This window comes from Candidatus Competibacter phosphatis (assembly GCF_012939995.1).
In the GTDB taxonomy this organism is placed as follows: Bacteria; Pseudomonadota; Gammaproteobacteria; order Competibacterales; family Competibacteraceae; genus Competibacter; species Competibacter phosphatis.
The window spans coordinates 1-20,694 of record NZ_SPMZ01000054.1 but is presented as its reverse complement, the minus strand read 5'-3'; the positions used below and the strand labels follow the sequence as shown (position 1 = coordinate 20,694).

Sequence of the window (20,694 nt, the reverse complement as noted above, 5' to 3'; positions counted from 1 at the left end):
CCTGAAAAAATCTCATGCCCGACACGCTTCTGATCGCCGGCGTGGACGAAGTAGGGCGCGGCCCGCTGGCCGGCCCCGTCATTGCCGCCGCCGTCATCCTCGACCCCGCTCGTCCCATCGCCGGCCTGGCCGATTCCAAAAAACTCAGCCCCGCCCGCCGTGAACGACTGGCGCTGAGCATCCGCGCCAACGCCCTGGCCTGGGCGCTGGGCCGAGCCGAGGTCGCCGAAATCGACCGGCTCAATATTTTTCAGGCTTCACTGCTGGCGATGCAGCGGGCGGTCGAAGCCTTGCCCATGACCCCGGATCGAGTGCTGGTGGACGGCAAGCACTGTCCGCCACTGGCCTGCCCTTGCACGGCCATCGTCAAGGGCGATGCCACCGTGCCGGCGATCAGCGCCGCCTCGATCCTGGCCAAGGTGACGCGGGACGCCGAATTGCGCGAATTGCACGACCGTTATCCGCGCTACGATTTCGCTCGGCACAAGGGCTACCCGACCGCCGTTCATCGGGAAGCGCTGCGCCGCTACGGTCCTTGCCCCGAACACCGCCGCTCCTTCGCGCCGGTCGCCGCCGCGCTGCAAGCCGCCATTGTTGAGGAACAGGCATGAGCACGCCCTTCGTGCACCTGCGCCTGCACACCGAATACTCGCTGGTGGATGGACTGATCCGCATTAAGAGCCTGGTCAAGCAGGTGGCCGCCGCTGGCATGCCGGCCGTGGCGGTCACCGACATGAGCAACCTGTTTGCGTTGATCAAGTTCTACAAGGCCGCGCTCGGCGCCGGCATCAAACCGATCGTCGGTGTGGAAGTCTGGGTGCGACGGGGGGGCGACGACCCGGCGCGGTTGGTGCTGCTGTGCCAAGACCTGACCGGCTATCGCCACCTGACCCGGCTGGTCAGCCGTGGTTATCTTGAAGGCCAGCAGCGCGGCGTGCCGATGATCGACTACCGCTGGCTGGCCGGTAGCACTGCGGGTTTGATCGCCCTGTCCGGCGGTCGTGAGGGCGAGCTGGGCCAAGCGCTGCTGAACGACCGGGCGAAGCAGGCCCGAAACTGGCTGGCCGAGTGGTGGCAACTATTCCCCGAACGCTTTTATCTGGAGCTGCAACGCACTGGGCGACCCCAGGAGGAAGAATATCTCGAAGCGGCCCTGGATTTGGCGGCGACGACCGGAACGCCGGTGGTGGCGACCAACGAGGTTTGTTTCCTCCAACGAGAGGATTTCGAGGCGCACGAGACTCGGGTGTGCATTCACGATGGCGTGACCCTGGACGATCCACGCCGGCCACGCCGCCATAGCGACCAGCAATATCTGCGCTCGTCGGCCGAGATGGCCGAATTGTTCGCCGATGTGCCGGAGGCGCTGGAAAATAGCGTCGAAATCGCTCGTCGCTGCAATCTGCAACTGGAACTGGGCAAGAACGTGCTGCCGGATTTCCCCATTCCGGCGGACACGAATATCGGCGATTTTTTCTCGGCCCAGGCCCGCGTCGGCCTCGAACAGCGGCTGCGACGCTGGTTCGATCCCGACGCCCCCGATTGCGTCGAACGCCGCCGGCCTTACGATCAACGCCTGGAAATCGAACTGAAAGTCATCATTCAGATGGGCTTTCCCGGCTACTTCCTGATCGTAGCTGACTTCATCCAATGGGCGCGCGCCAACGGGGTGCCGGTCGGACCGGGGCGCGGTTCCGGCGCCGGCTCGCTGGTGGCCTATGCGCTGGGAATCACCGATCTGGACCCGCTGGCCTACGATCTGCTGTTCGAGCGTTTTCTCAACCCCGAACGGGTGTCGATGCCGGATTTCGACATCGATTTCTGCATGGAAGGGCGCGACCGGGTGATCGAATACGTCGCCCAACGCTACGGCCGCGACCGGGTGTCGCAGATCGCCACCCACGGCACCATGGCGGCCAAGGCGGTGGTGCGCGACGTGGGCCGGGTGCTAGGTCATCCTTATGGCTATGTCGACCGTATCGCCAAGCTGATTCCCTTCGAGATCGGCATGACCTTGGACAAGGCCATCGAACAGGAAGCGGAACTGCGCCGGTTGTACGAAAACGATGAGGAAGTCCGTGCCCTGATCGATTTGGCCCGCAAGCTGGAAGGGCTGGCGCGCAATGTCGGCAAGCACGCTGGCGGGGTGGTGATCGCGCCGTCCACCTTGACCGATTTTTCGCCGCTGTACTGCGAAGAGGGCGACGCTGGGGCGGTCACCCAGTTCGACAAGGACGACGTCGAGTCGGCCGGGTTGGTGAAATTCGACTTCCTGGGCCTGCGGACCCTGACCATCATCGACTGGGCGGTGCGGACCATCAATCGCGAGCGGGCGGCGACGGGTGAGTCACCGCTCGATATCGGCACGATCCCCCTGGACGACGCGCTCGCCTTCGATCTGTTGAAACGTCACCAGACCACAGCGGTGTTCCAGTTGGAATCCAGCGGCATGAAGGATCTGATCCGCCGTTTGCAGCCGGACTGTTTCGAGGACATCGTGGCGCTGGTGGCGCTGTTTCGGCCGGGACCGCTGCAATCGGGCATGGTGGACGATTTCATCGACCGCAAGCACGGCCGCGCCCGCATCGAATATCCCCATCCGACGCTGGCGACGATTCTCCAGCCCACCTACGGCGTCATCCTCTATCAGGAACAGGTGATGCAGATTGCCCAGGTACTGGCGGGCTATACCCTGGGAGGAGCGGATTTACTGCGTCGGGCCATGGGCAAGAAGAAGCCGGAGGAAATGGCCAAGCAGCGCGAGACCTTCGTCAAGGGATCGGTCGAGCATCGAGTCGATTCGGAAACGGCTTCTTACATATTTGATTTAATGGAGAAATTCGCGGGTTACGGCTTCAATAAAAGCCATAGCGCCGCCTATGCCCTGGTGTCTTACCAGACCGCCTGGCTGAAGGCCCATTATCCGGCGGCGTTCATGGCGGCGGTGCTGTCCTCGGACATGGACAAGACCGACAAGGTGGTGGTGTTCATCGAGGAATGCCGCCGCATGGGCCTCAAGTTGGTGCCGCCAGCCATCAATGTGTCCGAGTACCGCTTCACGGTCGGCGCCAGTGGCGAGATTTTGTACGGTCTGGGCGCGATCAAGGGGGCAGGCGAGGGCGCCATCGAGGCGCTGTGGCGCGAGCGGGAGCGAGGCGGGCCGTACCACGATTTGTTCGACCTGTGCCAGCGGGTGGATTTGCGCAAGCTCAATCGTCGGGTGCTGGAAGCGCTGGTCCGTTCCGGGGCCTTCGACGAACTCGGCGTCAACCGGGCAACGCTGATGGCGCAATTACCGGAGGCGCTACGACTGGCCGAGCAGCATTCCCGCAACGATGCCGCCGGCCAGAACGATATGTTCGGGTTGGCCACCGCCGAGGAAACGCCGACGCGGCCGTCGTATGGCGCTGTCCTCGAAAGTGCGGACCAGCCGGTACAACCGGGTTGCACGACAATGCCGCTGGCGGAGTGCTCGGGGAATCATGTCCGGCGGGAATGGGACGAAGAGGAGCGGTTGCGCGGCGAGAAAGAGACGCTGGGGGTGTACCTGACCGGTCATCCGATCAATCGCTTGAAGTCGGAGTTGGAGGCGCTGGGCGCGACCCGGCTGCGTGATCTGAACGAGAACGGCGGAGGTTCACGTCGAGGCAACGAGCGTTCGTTGACCGTCGCTGGACTGGTGGTCAGCCTGCGGACCCGCAACGCCAACCGGGGCGGGCGAATCGCTTTCGTCACCTTGGATGACGGCGGCGGGCGGATGGAACTGCGCATCTTTCCCGAAGTGTACGAACAGCATCGGTCGCTGATCGTCGAGGACGCCATTCTGTTGGTGCAGGGGAGTTTGGGTTGGGACGAGTTCAACCAGACTACAAGGCTGAACGTCGAACGGGTGCTGGATCTGGACGGGGGGGCGCGCCGAACGAGCCCGACGGCTGCAACTACGCTTGGACGCGGAACAGTGCGCTTCGGGTGCGTTGCGGGATCTGGCCGGCGTGCTGGCCGAGCATCGCGCTGACGGCCGCTGCGCGGTATGGGTGGAATACGTCGGTTCCGGCGCGCGGGTGGAACTGGCATTCGGTTCGGACTGGCGGGTCAAGCCGTGCGAGGCGCTATTGCGCCGGCTGCGGGAGCTGGCCGGCGCGGAGGCAGTGCGGTTGTTGTACGACCCGCAGCTGCTTACTGATCGTAACGCATCTTGACGTAGGAACCTGGCGCGTCCTCGATCGGTTGCAGTTTACCGTCGCCTGGCGTGCGGGCCGGTACTTGCGGGCCGGCGTGTGGTTGCAGCCAGGTCAGCCAATCCGGCCACCAGGAGCCTTCCTGCTGGACCGCGTCCTTGAACCAGTCGTCGGGATTCGGTGGGGTATTGGGATTGAGCCAGAAGCCGTACTTGTCGGACGAGGCCGGATTGATGACCCCGGCGATATGCCCGGACCCGCTCAGCACGAACTTCACCGGGCCGCCGACCAGTTGGGTGCCGGCATAGGTGGAAGTCCACGGGGCGATGTGATCTTCGTAGGCCGACAGGAAGCAGACCGGCGTCTTGATCTGGCGCAGGTCGATCGGCACGCCTGCCAGGGTGATGCCGCCCGGCTCGCGCAGCAAGTTCTTCTGATACATGTTGCGCACGTAGAAACTGTGCATGTCTCGCGGCATCCGGGTGGAATCGGAGTTCCAGTACAGCAGATCGAAGGGGTAGGGATCGTTGCCCATCAGGTAATTGTTGACCACGAAGTACCAGATCAGATCGTTGGCGCGCAACATGCTGAACACGCCGGCCATCTGGCTGCCATCCAGATAGCCACGATCGCCCATCTGTTTTTCCAGCAGAGTGATCAATTCCTCGTCGATGAATACTTCCAATTCGCCCGGCTCGCTGAAATCGGTCATGCAGGCGAAGCAGATGGCGCTTTTCACCCGCTGGTCTTTCTTGGCGGCAAGATAGGCCAGCGTGCTCAGCAGGATAGTCCCACCCAGACAGTAACCGGCGGTATTGATTTCTCGCTCGCCGGTGGCCTGCTCGATGGCGTCCATCGCCTCCACGATGGACAGCATGTAGTCCTCGAACTTCTTGTGCGCCAGTCGCTCGTCCGGGTTAACCCAGGAGGTCATGAACACCGTGAAGCCCTGGTCCACCATCCACTTGACCATGGAGTTCTTGGGCCGCATGTCCATGATGTAGAACTTGTTGATCCAGGGCGAGACGAACAGGAACGGTCGCTGGTGCACGGTCGGGGTGCTGGGGTTGTATTGAACCAGTTGCAGCAACTCGTTCTGAAAGATGACCTTGCCTGGTGTGACCGCAATGTTCTCGCCCGGCTTGAAGGCCTTGAGATCGGTCATCTTGATCTGCAACTGACCGCGACCGCGTTCCAGATCTTCCAGCAGATTCTGGAGACCCTTGACCAGATTGTCCCCGCCCGAATCGAGCGTGGTTTGCAGGACGGTCGGATTGGTCAGCACGAAGTTCGTGGGCGCCATCGCGTCCACGAACTGGCGGGTGTAGAACTGCACCTTGCGGGCGGTCTTGTCGTCCAGTCCCTCAACCTTGCGCACCAGTCCCTGCAGGTTGTCGGCGGCGAGCAGATAGGATTGCTTGATGAAATCGAAGACCGCGTTTTCCGCCCATTGCGCATCCTTGAAGCGTTTGTCGCCGGGCGACGGCTCAATGAGTGGTTTGCTTTCCTTGCCCTGCATCCGTTGGGAGGTGGCCTGCCACAGATCAAGATAGTTTTTCCAGAAATTGACTTGAGCCTCAATCAGTTGTTCCGGGTTTTTCAGCAGCTTGTCGAACAGTTCCTGAAAGGACTTGCTAATGATGGCCGGGTCCATGATCGGAAGCTGATCACCGCTTTCCTGGCGCTTGAGGAATTCCTGTAGTACCCGCTGGCTCTGTTCGATGATCTTAGAAAAATTCTGAGCGAGTTTGTTGTAATCGGGTTTCTTGCTGTCGGGGGAGGGCGACGCAGAGGGTGTGGTCATGGGGATACCTCACTTTGGTCATGGTAATCCCATAATTATAGGCGAGGGTAACCGCGATGCTTCATGCCATGGTTTGGTCGATCGCTTACTCCCACCGAAACATCCAGGCGCCGATGAGCATGCAGCCCAGGCTCATCGCGGCCAGTACCAGCAGATGTCCGGAAACATCCGCCAGACTGGCGCCATCGATCATGATCGCCCGCGAGGCATCGATGATATGGGTCAGCGGCGCCAGTTGGGCGCACTGCTGTAAAAAGGGATGCACACCTTCCAGCGAAAACCAGACCCCCGACAGAAAGGTCATGGGCCAACTCAGGGCATTCAGGAGCCCTGCCGCCAATTCCTCGCTGGTGGCGCGGGCGGCAACCAGCAACCCGAGGCTGAGCAGGCTGACCGCGCCGAGCGCAAACACCACGAACAGGGCGAGATAAGAGCCGAACATGGCAAAACCGACGAACAGGTCGGTACCGATGAATACCAGCACGGTTGAGACCAGGACCAGCAGCAGTCGTGAAAGGATTTGGGCGGAAAGAAATTCCAGCGGTCGCAGCGGGGTGGCCTTGAGGCGCTTGAGCATCCCATTCTTGCGGTAGCGCACGATCACGTAGCCGACCCCGAACAGGCAACTGAACATCATGTTCATCGCCAGCACGCCGGGTAGCACCCAATCCACATAGCGGATGACGCGGCCGCTCACGCTTTGTTTGTGGAAGGTCGGTGGGGCGTCGGCGCCGCGCAGTATCCGCTCCAGCACGTAGCCTTTCGGCGATTCCTCGTTGATCCAGTAGCGCCGCCCGGCAGGGTCGAGCAGCATGTCGAGCTGGTGGCGTTCGACCTTGGTCAGCGCGGCGCTCGGATCGGTGATGGGGATGAAACGGATGTAGCGGGTCTGGAAGAATTCGCTGCCGTTACGGTCGCCGGTATCGTTGAGCAGCCCCACTTTGTAAAGGTCCAAGCCTGGACCGGAAAAAGCGAAGGTGAAGCCGGCGATCAGGGAAATAGGGAACAGCAGGTTCCAGGTCAACGAAGAACGATCGCGCAGGAATTCCCAGTTGCGGTGCACGAACACCGTCCAGAAGCGTTTGAAACTCACGCCCGCAACTCCCGGCCAGTCAGTTCCAGGAACAGATCCTCCAGGGTGCGCGGCCGGATCTGCAACCGCGTTAGCGAGATGTCGCCAGCCAGCAATTCGCGGATGGCGGCGGTGACGTCGCGGGTCAGAATTTCCACCGAATTCTGGCCGCGCACCACGGTGTGCGATAGCGGGGGAGGCGGATCGGGAAAGTCCGCCGCCGGCAATTGCAGCACCACGTCATCGAAATGGGCTTCCAGTAGTTCGTGCGGCGTGCCTTGGGCAATGATTCGGCCATGGTCCATGATGGCGATTTCGTCGCACAGGTGGTAAGCCTCTTCCATGTAATGGGTGGTGAGCAGGATGGTCTTGCCGCGTGCCTTGATGCGGTGGATCAGTTCCCAGAAATTACGGCGGGCCTGCGGATCGAGGCCAGTGGTGGGTTCGTCCAGGAAAATCAGTTCCGGGTCGTTGACCAGGGCGATGGCCAACAGCAGCCGTTGACGCTGGCCGCCGGACAGCTTGCGGGTATCGCGGTCGAGAAATTCGCCCAGCGCGCAGGCTTCGATCAATTCGCCGAACGGTAGGGTCCGGGTATAGAAGTTGCCGAACATCCGCAGGTTTTCGCGGCCGGTGATGAAATCCTGCAGCGCCGTGGATTGGAACATGATGCCGACTTCCTGGCGAAAGCGCGCTCCCAGAGCCTCGCCACGATAACGGATGTCGCCAGCGGTCGGTTGCTGAATGCCTTCCAGCATCTCGACCGTGGTGGTTTTGCCCGCGCCGTTGGGGCCGAGCAGGCCGAAGCAGCAACCGGTCGGAATGGCGAGGTCGATGCCGTTCACGGCATTGACCCCGCGAAAGTGCTTGACCAGATTGCGGGTTTCCAGCAAGGCGTTCATGGAGTTTACCGACTGGAATCGAGGGGAATGTGCTGGGCGTGACGGATTGGCCAGGAGGAAAAGACCGCAAGAAAAAAGGCGGGTTTCGTCACGCGTCCCCCGCCTTCCTTCAGCGCCTCGGTGGTTCCGAGCTATGCGGTCAGGTCTTTCGAGTCGACCTCGCTGTCGTCGTTCTTGTCGTCATCGCCGATGACTTTGACTTCGGATTCGCCGCTCTCGAACATATGACTGCTGTTGAGGGTGAGCTGACTCGGAATCCAGCCTTGTCGCCGTTGCAGGTGGTAGGCCAAGCCGGTGCCGGCTGGGATCAGCCGACCGACGATTACATTTTCCTTCAGTCCGCGTAGATCATCGCGTAACCCGCGTACCGCCGCTTCGGTCAGCACCCGGGTGGTTTCCTGGAACGAGGCGGCGGAGATGAACGACTCGGTGGCCAGCGATGCCTTGGTGATGCCCAGCAGAATCGGTTGCCAAATCGCCTTGACCCGGCCTTCGGCTTCGGCCCGATCGTTCTCTTCCAGCCCGCGGGTGCGCTCGATCTGCTCACCCTTGATGAAAGGCGTTTCGCCCGGATCGATGACATCGACCTTGCGCAGCATCTGGCGAATGATCACTTCGATATGCTTATCGTTGATCTTGACGCCCTGCACCCGGTAGACGTCCTGAATTTCCTTGACCAGATAGGCGGCCAGTTCCTGCACCCCGAGCAAGCGCAGGATGTCGTGTGGGTTGGGTTCGCCGTCAGCGATCATTTCACCCTGCTCGACGTACTCGCCGTCGAACACACCGACGTGCCGCCACTTCGGAATCAATTCCTCGTAGAGCACATCGCCGCCCTTGTCGCGGATCACCAGTCGCTGCTTGCCCTTGGTCTCCTTGCCGAACTCGATGATGCCGGATTTCTCGGCGAGGATGGCCTGTTCCTTGGGTTTGCGGGCTTCGAACAGGTCGGCCACTCGTGGCAGACCGCCGGTGATGTCGCGAGTCTTGGAAGACTCCTGCGGGATGCGGGCGATGATGTCGCCCACCGCCACTTCGGCGCCGTCGGCCAGGTTGACGATGGCGCCGGCCGGCAGCGGATATTGCGCCAGGTTACTGGTGCCGGGGATGAACAGATCGTTGCCGTAGGCATCCACCAGCCGCACCAGTGGCCGCTTGTCCTTGCCCTGCGCACCGCGCTGCTTGGGGTCCATGACCACCAGGCTGGTCAGGCCGGTCATTTCGTCGGCGTGCCGTTGCACGGTGATGCCTTCCTCGAATTCGGCAAAGCGCACCGAACCGGCCACCTCGGTGACGATCGGATGGGTGTAGGGATCCCAGCGGGCGATGACCTGACCCGCATCAATCGTATCACCATCCTTGACCGTCAGTTCCGCGCCGTAGGGGACCTTGTAGCGTTCCCGCTCGCGGCCCTGGTCGTCCACCAGGGTGATTTCGCCCGAGCGAGAGACTGTCACCAGGTTGCCGTCCCGGCGCTGCGCCACCTTCATCTTGTGCAGCCGCAAGGTCCCTCGCGATTTGATCTGCACGCTGTTGCTCACCGTGGTCCGCGAGGCCGCCCCGCCGATATGGAAGGTGCGCATGGTGAGCTGGGTGCCGGGTTCGCCGATGGATTGGGCGGCGATCACGCCCACCGCCTCGCCGCTGTTGACGCGGTGACCGCGCGCCAGGTCGCGACCGTAGCAGGTGGCGCACACCCCGTAGCGGGTCCGGCAGGTGATGGCCGAGCGTACCCGAATGCGATCGATGCCGAGTTCGTCGAGCATGGCCACGCCTTGCTCGTCCAGCAGGGTGCCGGCGGGAATGGCGATATCGTCGCTACCCGGCTGAAAGACGTCCTGGGCCACCGTCCGACCTAGCACTCGGTCGCGCAGCGGTTCCTTGATATCGCCTTCCTCGACCACGGGCGTCATCCACAGTCCTTCGTTGGTGCCGCAGTCCGGTTCGGTCACCACCAGATCCTGGGCCACATCCACCAGCCGCCGGGTCAGATAACCGGAATTGGCGGTCTTGAGCGCGGTATCGGCCAGGCCCTTGCGGGCGCCGTGGGTGGAGATGAAGTACTCCAGCACGCTCAGACCTTCGCGGAAGTTGGCCTTGATCGGGGTCTCGATGATCTCGCCGGACGGCTTGGCCATCAGCCCGCGCATGCCGGCCAATTGGCGGATCTGCGCCGCCGAACCACGAGCACCGGAGTCGGCCATCATGAACACGGGGTTGAGAGAAGGTTGGCGGACTTCCTTGCCTTCGCGGTCAATCACCGTTTCGGAGCCCAGATTGTCCATCATCGCCTTGGCGACCTGGTCGTTGGTGCGCGACCAGATATCCACCACCTTGTTGTAGCGCTCGCCCTTGGTCACCAGCCCGGAGGTGTACTGGTCGTCGATTTCCTTGACTTCCTGTTCGGCTTTTTCCAGCAGCTCGGTTTTCTTGGCCGGAATCTGGAAGTCTTCGAAGCCGATCGAGGAGCCGGAGCGGGTGGCGTAATGAAAACCGGTGTACATCAACTGATCGGCGAAGATCACGGTGTCTTTCAACCCCAGCCGCCGGTAGCATTCGTTGATCAATCGGGACACGGCTTTTTTTGGTCAGCGCCCGGTTGACCAGATCGAAGGGTAGGCCGGCGGGCAGGATGTCGGACAACAGCACGCGCCCGGCGGTGGTCTTGACCCGTTTCAGTACGGTGCGGGTGTGGCCCTCCTCGTCGAGTTCTTCTTGGGGCAGGCGTGCCTCGATCCAGGCGTGAAGCTCCACCTGCCGATTTTCGTAGGCGCGATGCACTTCCTTGAGACCGGAGAACACCATGCCTTCGCCCTTGGCGTTGATCCGCTCGCGGGTCAGGTAATACAGACCGAGCACCACATCCTGGGATGGGACGATGATCGGCTCGCCGTTGGCCGGGCTGAGGATGTTGTTGGTGGACATCATCAGCGCCCGGGCTTCGAGCTGCGCCTCGATGGACAGCGGGACATGCACCGCCATCTGGTCGCCGTCGAAGTCGGCGTTGAAGGCGGTGCAGACCAGCGGGTGCAATTGGATGGCCTTGCCTTCGATCAAGGTTGGTTCGAAGGCCTGGATGCCCAGCCGGTGCAAGGTGGGCGCACGGTTGAGCAACACCGGATGCTCGCGGATCACCTCTTCCAGGATGTCCCACACCACCGGTTCCTCGCGCTCCACCATTTTCTTGGCGGCCTTGATGGTGGTGGACATGTTACGGAATTGCAGCTTGCTGAAGATGAACGGCTTGAACAGCTCCAGCGCCATCTTCTTCGGCAGTCCGCATTGGTGCAGGCGCAGGGTGGGGCCGACCACGATCACCGAACGACCGGAGTAGTCCACTCGCTTGCCGAGCAGGTTCTGGCGGAAGCGGCCCTGCTTGCCCTTGATCATGTCGGCCAGCGACTTCAGCGGCCGTTTGTTGCTGCCGGTGATGGCACGCCCACGGCGACCGTTGTCCAGCAGCGAGTCGACCGCTTCCTGCAACATGCGTTTTTCGTTGCGGACGATGATGTCCGGGGCCGAGAGTTCTAGCAGTCGCTTAAGCCGGTTGTTGCGGTTGATCACCCGGCGATAGAGGTCGTTGAGGTCGGAGGTGGCGAAGCGCCCGCCGTCCAGTGGCACCAGCGGCCGCAGATCGGGCGGCAGTACCGGTAGCACGGTCAGCACCATCCATTCCGGTTTGTTACCGGAGTTGAGGAAGGATTCCACCAGCTTGAGGCGCTTGGACAGGCGTTTGAGTTTGGTCTCGGAGCTGCATTCGAGGATTTCCTGGCGCAGTTTCACCACCAGTTCCTTCAAATCCAGTGAATGCAGCAACTGGTGAACCGCCTCGGCTCCCATCCGGGCATCGAACTCGTCGCCGTACTGCTCGACTGCGTCCAGATAGGCTTCGTCGGTGAGCATCTGACCTTTTTCCAGCGTTTGCGTCATGCCGGGGTCGATGACCACGTAGGATTCGAAATACAGCACTCGCTCGATGTCGCGCAGAGTCATGTCCAGCAACAGGCCGATGCGCGAGGGCAGCGATTTCAAGAACCAGATATGGGCCACCGGGCTGGCCAGTTCGATATGGCCCATCCGCTCGCGCCGCACCTTGGCCAACGTGACTTCCACCCCGCATTTCTCGCAGACCACCCCACGGTGCTTGAGCCGCTTATACTTGCCGCACAGGCACTCGTAGTCCTTGGTCGGGCCGAAGATCTTGGCGCAGAACAGCCCGTCGCGCTCCGGCTTGAAGGTCCGATAGTTGATGGTCTCGGGTTTCTTCACCTCGCCGCAACTCCAGGCCCGGATCATCTCCGGCGAGGCTAGCCCGATGCGGATGGCGTCGAAGTCCTCGATCTCGTCAAAGGTCTTGAACGGGTTCAGCAGCTCTTTCATCATCTCTCACCCACGGGATTGCATGACGCCGCCACAACCGGCGGCGGGTCCGGCGGCCTCACTCGTTGCGCGTCGGCGGCGCCACATCGCTTTCCAGCTCGATATTGATACTCAGAGAACGGATTTCCTTGACCAGCACGTTGAACGATTCAGGCATGCCGGCTTCCATCCGGTGGTTACCGTCCACGATGTTCTTGTAGACCTTGGTGCGGCCGTTGACGTCGTCCGATTTCACCGTCAGCATTTCCTGCAAGGTATAGGACGCACCGTAGGCTTCCAGCGCCCAGACTTCCATTTCGCCGAAGCGCTGGCCGCCGAATTGCGCCTTGCCGCCCAGCGGCTGCTGCGTGACCAGGCTGTAGGGACCGGTTGAGCGGGCATGCATCTTGTCGTCCACCAGGTGGTTCAGCTTGAGCATGTACATATAGCCGACCGTCACCGGTCGTTCGAAGGGATCGCCGGTGCGACCGTCGTACAGTGTGCTCTGACCGGTTTCCGAGAGCCCCGCCAGCCGCAGCAACTCGCGCATTTCCTCCTCGGTGGCGCCGTCGAATACCGGTGTGGCGATCGGCACGCCGCCGCGCAGGTTACGGCACAGCGCCAGTAGCTCCGTGTCGTCGAACTGCTGAAAATCGACACCTTGCCCGCCAACCTGGTTGTAAATCTGATCCAGGAGCGCGCGCGCGTCGGCGAGTTGTGCCTGCGCGTCCAGCAAGCGGCCAATCTTGATCCCCAGGCCCTTGGCGGCCCAGCCCAGATGGGTTTCCAGCACCTGGCCGACATTCATCCGCGAGGGTACTCCCAGCGGGTTCAGCACGATATCGACCGGTGTGCCATCTTCCAGATAAGGCATGTCTTCCTGCGGCACGATCATCGACACCACGCCCTTGTTTCCGTGACGACCGGCCATCTTGTCGCCCGGCTGGACGCGGCGTTTGACGGCCAAGTAGACCTTGACCATCTTGAGCACGCCTGGAGCCAAGTCATCGCCCTGAGTCAGCTTGCGGCGTTTTTCCTCGAACTTCTGGTCGAAATCCTTGCGCTGCTGATCCAGTTGTCGGTTGATCTTTTCCAGTTGCTCGTTCAACTCCTCGGCTTGCATCCGAATGTGAAACCACTGCTCGCGCCGTAGGGCGCTCAGATAATCGAGCGTGACGGTCGCGCCGCCATGCAGGCCATGAGGTCCACCTTCGGCCGTTTGGCCGACCAGCATCCGCTCCATGCGCTGGTACAGGTCGTCCTCCAGGATCCGCATCTGGTCGTTCAGGTCCTTGCGGATCCGTTTCAGTTCCGTTTCCTCGATTTGCTGGGCACGGGAATCCTTTTCCACCCCGTCGCGCGTGAATACCCGGACATCGATCACCGTGCCGTCCATGCCCGAAGGAACCCGCAACGAGGTGTCCTTCACATCCGAAGCCTTCTCGCCGAAGATCGCCCGCAACAATTTTTCTTCCGGCGTCAATTGGGTCTCGCCCTTGGGCGTGACCTTGCCGACCAGGATGTCGCCGGCCTTGACTTCGGCACCGATATAGACGATGCCGGCTTCGTCTAGCCGTGCCAGCGCGCTTTCGCCGACGTTGGGGATATCGGCGGTAATCTCCTCGGGACCCAGCTTGGTGTCGCGGGCGACACAGGATAGTTCCTCGATGTGGATGGTGGTGAAACGGTCTTCCTGCACCACTCGCTCGGAGATCAGGATCGAGTCCTCGAAGTTGTAGCCGTTCCAGGGCATGAAGGCGACCAGCAGATTCTGGCCCAGCGCCAACTCACCCAGATCGGTGGACGGGCCGTCGGCCAGTACGTCGCCGCGCGCCACGATGTCGTCGACGTGGACCAACGGTCGCTGGTTGATGCAGGTGTTCTGATTGGAGCGGGTGTACTTGGTCAGGTTGTAGATGTCCACGCCCGGTTCGCCGGCTTCGGTTTCGGCATCGTTGACCCGCACCACGATGCGGCCGGCATCCACCGAATCCACCCGGCCGCCGCGACGGGCAATCACGCACACCCCGGAATCGCGCGCCACGATCCGCTCCATACCAGTGCCGACCAGCGGCTTTTCGGCGCGCAGGGTCGGCACGGCCTGACGCTGCATGTTGGAGCCCATCAGCGCGCGGTTGGCGTCGTCGTGCTCCAGGAACGGGATCAGCGCTGCCGCTACCGAGACGATCTGCTTGGGCGACACATCCATGTACTGCACCTTGTCCGGAGCGGTCAGGGTGAATTCGTTCAGATGGCGGCAGGAGACCAGATCGTCGGTCAGCCGCCCATCAAAATCGAGCGGAGCGTTGGCCTGAGCAATGACGTACTGGCCTTCCTCGATGGCCGACAGATAATCGATCTGGTCGGTGACGTGGCCATCCACCACCCGCCGGTAGGGCGTTTCCAGGAAGCCATAGGCGTTGGTGCGGGCATAGACCGCCAGCGAGTTGATCAGACCAATGTTCGGACCTTCCGGGGTTTCGATCGGGCAGACCCGGCCGTAGTGGGTGGCGTGTACGTCGCGCACCTCGAATCCGGCCCGTTCGCGGGTCAGGCCACCGGGCCCCAACGCCGACACCCGGCGTTTGTGGGTGACCTCGGACAAGGGGTTGTTCTGGTCCATGAACTGCGACAGTTGCGAAGAACCGAAGAATTCCTTGATGGCGGCGCCGACCGGCTTGGCGTTGATCAGATCCTGTGGGGTCAATCCTTCGGATTCAGCCAGGCTCAGCCGCTCCTTGACCGCGCGCTCGACCCGGACCAGGCCGATTCGGAACACGTTTTCGGTCATCTCGCCGACGCAGCGGATGCGGCGGTTGCCAAGGTGGTCGATGTCATCGACCTGACCGTTGCCGTTACGGATGTCGATCAGCACCTTGAGCACGGCCAGAATGTCTTCCATGGATAACACCCCGGGCGGGTGTTCCTTGGTCGGCACGCCCGGCATCGGCGCCCGCCGATGACTGACCCTGCTGTCGAATTTCATGCGGCCGACATCGGATAGATCGTAGCGCTCGGCCGAGAAGAACAGATCGTGCAGCAGGCGTTGAGCGGCGTCCTTGGTCGGCGGTTCGCCAGGGCGCATCATCCGATAGATTTCCACCTGGGCGTCCCACTGACTGCGGGTCGGGTCGGCGCGCAAGGTATTGGACAGGTACGGGCCGCGATTGACCTCATTGACATACAAGGTCTGGAATTCGGTGATGCCGCTGGTCTGGATCTTTTCCAGCTTATCCGGCGTCAATTCGTCGTTGGCCTGCGCCAGTTGCTCACCGGTTTCCGGATCGCGCAGGTCGTGAGCCAGAATCTTGCCGACCAGATATTCGCTCGGCACCCGCAGGCGTTGCACGCCGGCCTTGTCCAGGTCGCGGACGTGCTTGGCCTTGACGCGCTCGCCCGCCTTGAGCAGCACGCGATCCCCGATCATGATGTCGAAACCGGCGGTTTCGCCTTGCAGACGCTCCGGCACCAGATCCAGGTGGAACTGATCGTCCTCGATCCGGACCGTGTTGGTGTCGAAGAAGAGACCGAGAATCCGCTCATTGACGCTAATGGCGTTGGGATCGTTCGGATTGGGCTCGTCGAACAGCGCCCGCAACAGGATGGTGACCGGCAGCTTGCGGCGTCGGTCGATGCGCGCGTACACGATGTCCTTGACGTCGAATTCGAAATCCAGCCAGGAGCCGCGGTAGGGGATGACCCGCGCCGAAAACAGCAGCTTGCCGGAGGAGTGCGTCTTGCCCTTGTCGTGGTCGAAGAACACGCCAGGCGAGCGGTGCAACTGCGAGACGATCACCCGTTCGGTGCCATTGATGACGAAGGTGCCGTTATCGGTCATCAGCGGCAGTTCGCCCATGTAGACTTCGTTTTCCTTGATGTCCTTGATTTTATGGGTACCGGCCTCGGCGTCCTTGTCCATCAGCACCAGCCGCAGCCGCACTCGCAGCGGCGCAGCGTAAGTCAGTCCGCGCAACTGGCATTCGCGGACGTCGAACACCGGTTCGCCCAGCCGATAGCTGACATACTCCAGCCGCGCGTTGCCCGAATAGCTGACGATGGGGAATACCGAGCGAAAAGCGGCGTGCAATCCCGCCACCTGGCGTTCTCCTGGCGGCACCTCGGCTTGCAGGAACTCGCGGTAGGAATCCAGTTGGATCGCCAGCAGGTAGGGCACTTCGAGAATGCTGGGGCGTTTGCCGAAGTCTTTACGGATACGTCTCTTTTCAGTAAAAGTGTAGGCCATCGGGATTCCTCTCACGGAAGTACCAGCCAAGGGCGGGAGCCGCCTAATTCCATTGCCAGCCTCGGTTCGCTGTTCCGCGAGCCGAAACGGCGGTTTTCCCTGACAGGCTCAAAACGGAAACAGGCCGGCAGCCCGAAGCCACCAGCCGTTCCCGTTCGAGTCCGTCCAAGCCAGAAAATGTTGCGCAACGAGATCCCATCAAAGGGGAGCAGCGCGGCGTTTACTTGATGTCGACCTTGGCGCCGGCTTCCTCCAGCTTTTTCTTGATATCCTCGGCTTCGGCCTTGGGAATGCCTTCCTTGATCATGGAGGGCACGCCTTCCACCAGATCCTTGGCTTCCTTCAAGCCCAGACCGGTCAGGGCACGCACCACCTTGATCACCTCCACTTTCTTTTCGCCGAAGCTGGACATGACTACGTCGAACTCGGTCTTTTCCTCGACCGGCGCGGCGGCGGCGGCGGCCGGAGCCGCTGCCACGGCGGCGGCGGCGGTAACGCCAAACTTCTCTTCCATCGCGGAAATCAGATCCACGATTTCCATCACGGTCATGCCGGCGATAGTGTCCAGCATTTCTTGTTTGGAAACGGCCATTGCAGATTTACTCCTGGATAAAAAATGCTAAAAATTCTGACTGCCATCAATCAGGTTGTCTTGCCAAAACGGTCAGGCGGCTTCCTTCTGCCGCCGGACGGCTTCGATCGTGCGCACCAACTTGCCGGGAATTTCATTGAGAGTCCGCGCGAACTTGTCGAGCGGCGCCCGCAGGCAGGCCATGAACAGACTGATCGCCTCGTCGCGGGTCGGCAGGCTGGCCAAGCGATCCAATTCGCTGGCTGGAAAGGCCTGTCCACCGACCGCCAGCGTCTTGATGACCAGCTTGTCGTTGGCTTTCTCCTTAAGAAATTCCTTGAATATCCGCGCCGCCGCGCCAGGCTCTTCCTGGGAGAACGCCAGAATCAGCGGTCCCACCAAGTTGGGCTGCAGGCACTCGAACTCGGTCCCCTGCACGGCACGCCGTGCCAGGGTGTTCTTGACAACGCGCAGATAAACGCCGGTTTCCCGCGCTTTTACACGCAGGGCCGTGAGCTGAGCCACGCTCAGTCCACGGTACTCGGCGGCGATCGCGGAGTGCGCACTGGCAGCTACTTTGGCGACTTCAGCCACCACAGCCTGTTTTTCTGCCAGATTGAGACTCATCGCATTACCTCGTGGTTTTTCTCCGCTATCGCGGAGAATGGGAGCGGCGGCCTTACCAGGAATCATCCGGAAGGGCCTGACCGTCTGCGCGGGCTGTTCCGGTCATGACCGGAAACCATTGAGCCTGACGGCGCCCGCGGTCTTTGACGCTAGCCGGGATCGATTCCCGGCTGGCCCAAAGTTCCTTGTTCCATCCCCGGCGCCATGCCGGGAGACGGTTCAGAATGACAGTGTGGTTTGATCCACGGCGAGACCTGGTCCCATGGTGGTGGACACAGTGACTCGACGGATGTAGACGCCCTTGGACGTCGCGGGCTTGATCTTCTGCAAATCGTGCAACAGTGCCTGCAAGTTTTCCCGCAACTGATCGGAGGCGAAATCCAGCTTGCCGATGGTGCAGTGGATGATGCCGGCCTTGTCGGTGCGATAGCGAACCTGTCCCGCCTTGGCGTTGCGGATGGCCCCCGCCACGTCGGGTGTCACGGTACCGACCTTGGGGTTGGGCATCAAGCCGCGCGGGCCGAGAATTTTGCCGAGCTGGCCCACTATCCGCATGGCATCCGGTGCGGCGATCACCACGTCGAAGTCAAGATTGCCGGCTTTCACCGATTCGGCTAGATCCTCGAAGCCGACCACATCGGCGCCGGCGGCGTGGGCGGCGTCGGCGTTGGCGCCTTGCGCGAATACCGCCACCCGCACCGTCTTACCGGTCCCGTGCGGCAGCACCGTGGCGCTGCGCACCACCTGGTCGGATTTGCGCGGGTCCACGCCCAAGTTGACGGCCACGTCCACCGATTCCCTGAACTTGGCGCCAGGCAGTTCCTTGAGCAGTTCGAAGGCTTCCTCGATCGGATGGAATTTCCCTGGGGTCAGCTTGGCGCGAATCGCTTGCATGCGTTTGGAGATCTTGGCCATGTCATGCCTCCTCGCGAACGTCGAGACCCATGGAACGGGCGCTGCCGGCGATGGTGCGTACCGCAGCGTCGAGGTCGGCGGCGGTCAGGTCGGGCATCTTGGCTTTGGCCACCTCTTCCAATTGGGCGCGAGTGACCGTGCCAATTTTCTTGGTGTTGGGCGTGGGGCTGCCCTTATCGATCCCCAGCGCCTTCTTCAACAGCACCGTGGCCGGTGGGGTCTTCATGATGAATGTGAAACTGCGGTCGCTGTAGACCGTGATCACCACCGGAATCGGCAGGCCAGGCTCCAGATTCTGGGTCTGGGCATTGAATGCCTTGCAGAACTCCATGATGTTGACCCCGTGCTGACCTAGCGCCGGACCGACGGGGAGGGCTGGGGTTGGCCTTGGCGGCGGCGACCTGCAATTTAACGTAGGCTTGAAACTTTTTTTTGCCATTATGACTCCTGTCGGGTACAAGCGCCTCGCGGCTCCCCGAATGAGCCGTCCGGACGGGCGGACGGGCGGAAAATCGACCGATGAACACCGGTCAGTGGGATACTTTCTCGACCTGACTGAATTCGAGTTCGACCGGGGTCGTTCGGCCGAAAATCATCACGCCGACGCGCAGCCGGCTTTTTTCGTAGTTCACTTCCTCGACCACGCCCTCGAAATCATTGAAGGGGCCGTCGGTGACACGCACCATTTCACCAGGTTCGTACAGTACTTTGGGCTTAGGCTTGTCGACGCCGTCCTGAATCCGTTGCAGAATGGTTTGCGCTTCCTTTTCCGAAATCGGTGCCGGTTTGTCGCTGGTCCCTCCAATGAAGCCGAGTACCTTGGGAACGCTACGGACCAAGTGCCAGGTCTCATTGTCCATTTCCATCTGTACCAGCACGTAGCCCGGAAAGAATTTGCGATCGCTCTTGCGCTTCTGTCCGTCGCGCATTTCCACGACTTCCTCGGTGGGCACCAGAATCTGACCGAAGCGCTCGGTGATGGCTTCACGATTGATGCGTTCCAGCAACGAGCGCTTGACGTGTTGCTCGAAACCGGAATAAGCCTGCACCACATACCATCGCATTGCCATTGGACGCTCCGCTAGCCGGTGATCAGCCGAACCAGCCACAGTAGCAGTACGTCGAACAACCACAGCAGCACGCCCATGATGACGACCATGGCGATCACGATCAGAGTGGTTTGCGTGGTTTCGGCACGCGTTGGCCAGACCACCTTGCGCAGTTCGGAACGAGCACCTCTGACGAACTCCACGGTTTCCGCGCCGGGTTCAGTTTTCAGGGCGATAGCCACCGCCGCGCCGGCCGCCGCTAGCAAACCGATCACCCGAGCCAGCAGCGAATGATTCGCAAAAGCATAAAAAACCACCAGCGCGACCAGGACGATGGTGCCTGCGGCCAGGAGCTTGAACGTATCGGCGCGATTGACCGTTTGCGGTTCGGGTTTTGTCGGGTTCATGCGGGTCTTGGTTTACACGTTCCAAGGAATTCCCACCCCGCCAAACGGACGGAGTGGGAAGCGGGGCATGCCATGATGATGGCAGGCCAGGAGGGAATCGAACCCCCAACCTGCGGTTTTGGAGACCGCTGCTCTGCCAATTGAGCTACTGGCCTGTAACTTAAGGGGTGGATTCCTGGTACAAGACCCACCCAGATGTATGACTAAGGCTCACTCGATCACTTTAGCGACGACGCCGGCGCCGACGGTGCGCCCACCCTCGCGAATGGCGAAGCGCAGACCTTCGTCCATGGCGATCGGCGCGATCAGACTGACCACGATCCGCACGTTGTCGCCGGGCATCACCATTTCGACGCCCTCGGGCAGGTCGACCGAGCCGGTAACGTCGGTGGTGCGGAAGTAGAATTGCGGCCGGTAGCCCTTGAAGAACGGCGTGTGCCGCCCGCCTTCTTCCTTGCCCAGGACGTAGACTTCGGCTTCGAAGTTGGTGTGCGGGGTGATGGTGCCGGGCTTGGCCAGCACTTGGCCGCGTTCGACGTCGTCCCGCTTGGTGCCGCGCAGCAGGAC

At 61.5% G+C, this 20,694-nt stretch carries 13 protein-coding genes, 1 tRNA gene and 2 pseudogenes; 3 read left to right on the top strand and 13 right to left on the bottom strand.

Annotation, left to right across the window (positions count from 1 at the left end; genetic code table 11):
- Positions 1-14: 14 nt before the first annotated feature.
- From rnhB to E4P82_RS23780, 3 genes are read left to right on the top strand one after another with little or no spacing between them, the layout of a single operon-like run.
- Complete coding sequence (rnhB, locus tag E4P82_RS16135; protein WP_169249845.1) at positions 15-611, top strand: ribonuclease HII; 597 nt, start codon at positions 15-17, stop codon at positions 609-611.
- On the top strand, positions 608-4,015 hold the full coding sequence (dnaE, locus tag E4P82_RS16130; RefSeq protein ID WP_420887132.1) for a DNA polymerase III subunit alpha: 3,408 nt from the start codon (positions 608-610) through the stop codon (positions 4,013-4,015). The genes rnhB and dnaE overlap by 4 nt, the downstream gene beginning before the upstream one ends.
- Positions 3,945-4,199 carry a hypothetical protein gene (locus tag E4P82_RS23780; protein ID WP_420887131.1) on the top strand — a complete coding sequence of 85 codons (255 nt, stop codon included), beginning with the start codon at positions 3,945-3,947 and terminating at the stop codon, positions 4,197-4,199. The genes dnaE and E4P82_RS23780 overlap by 71 nt, the downstream gene beginning before the upstream one ends.
- Here the strand turns inward: E4P82_RS23780 and E4P82_RS16125 are convergent.
- The 13 genes and pseudogenes from E4P82_RS16125 to E4P82_RS16065 form a co-directional block, all read right to left on the bottom strand.
- On the bottom strand, positions 4,177-5,982 hold the full coding sequence (locus E4P82_RS16125; RefSeq protein ID WP_169249844.1) for a PHA/PHB synthase family protein: 1,806 nt from the start codon (positions 5,980-5,982) through the stop codon (positions 4,177-4,179). The genes E4P82_RS23780 and E4P82_RS16125 overlap by 23 nt on opposite strands.
- 85 nt (positions 5,983-6,067) lie before the next feature.
- Positions 6,068-7,075 carry an ABC transporter permease gene (locus E4P82_RS16120; protein WP_169249843.1) on the bottom strand — a complete coding sequence of 336 codons (1,008 nt, stop codon included), beginning with the start codon at positions 7,073-7,075 and terminating at the stop codon, positions 6,068-6,070.
- Complete coding sequence (locus E4P82_RS16115) at positions 7,072-7,956, bottom strand: ABC transporter ATP-binding protein (protein WP_169249842.1); 885 nt, start codon at positions 7,954-7,956, stop codon at positions 7,072-7,074. Before E4P82_RS16115 ends, E4P82_RS16120 begins: the two co-directional genes overlap by 4 nt.
- Before the next feature lie 131 nt (positions 7,957-8,087).
- Positions 8,088-12,336: pseudogene (gene rpoC / locus E4P82_RS16110) on the bottom strand (DNA-directed RNA polymerase subunit beta').
- A gap of 58 nt (positions 12,337-12,394) precedes the next feature.
- A complete protein-coding gene (gene rpoB, locus E4P82_RS16105; RefSeq protein ID WP_169249841.1) occupies positions 12,395-16,558 on the bottom strand; it encodes a DNA-directed RNA polymerase subunit beta in 4,164 nt (1,387 codons plus the stop codon).
- A 220-nt stretch (positions 16,559-16,778) separates the two neighbouring features.
- Positions 16,779-17,150, bottom strand: a complete 372-nt coding sequence (gene rplL / locus E4P82_RS16100) for a 50S ribosomal protein L7/L12 (RefSeq protein WP_169249840.1) — start codon at positions 17,148-17,150, stop codon at positions 16,779-16,781.
- Between the two features lie 72 nt (positions 17,151-17,222).
- Positions 17,223-17,756 carry a 50S ribosomal protein L10 gene (rplJ, locus tag E4P82_RS16095; RefSeq protein WP_169249839.1) on the bottom strand — a complete coding sequence of 178 codons (534 nt, stop codon included), beginning with the start codon at positions 17,754-17,756 and terminating at the stop codon, positions 17,223-17,225.
- A 219-nt stretch (positions 17,757-17,975) separates the two neighbouring features.
- The gene (gene rplA / locus E4P82_RS16090; RefSeq protein WP_169249838.1) at positions 17,976-18,671 is read right to left on the bottom strand and encodes a 50S ribosomal protein L1; all 696 of its coding nucleotides are present in this window, start codon (positions 18,669-18,671) and stop codon (positions 17,976-17,978) included.
- A 1-nt stretch (position 18,672) separates the two neighbouring features.
- Positions 18,673-19,078: pseudogene (rplK, locus tag E4P82_RS16085) on the bottom strand (50S ribosomal protein L11).
- A 123-nt stretch (positions 19,079-19,201) separates the two neighbouring features.
- Positions 19,202-19,741, bottom strand: coding sequence for a transcription termination/antitermination protein NusG (gene nusG / locus E4P82_RS16080; protein WP_169249837.1), 540 nt, complete (start codon positions 19,739-19,741; stop codon positions 19,202-19,204).
- Positions 19,742-19,752: 11 nt separating this feature from the next.
- A complete protein-coding gene (gene secE, locus E4P82_RS16075; protein WP_169249836.1) occupies positions 19,753-20,127 on the bottom strand; it encodes a preprotein translocase subunit SecE in 375 nt (124 codons plus the stop codon).
- Between the two features lie 79 nt (positions 20,128-20,206).
- Positions 20,207-20,282, bottom strand: a tRNA-Trp gene (locus E4P82_RS16070).
- Between the two features lie 55 nt (positions 20,283-20,337).
- Positions 20,338-20,694, bottom strand: a 357-nt coding sequence (locus E4P82_RS16065; protein WP_478219233.1) for an EF-Tu C-terminal domain-related protein, incomplete at its 5' end; no start/stop codon positions are given.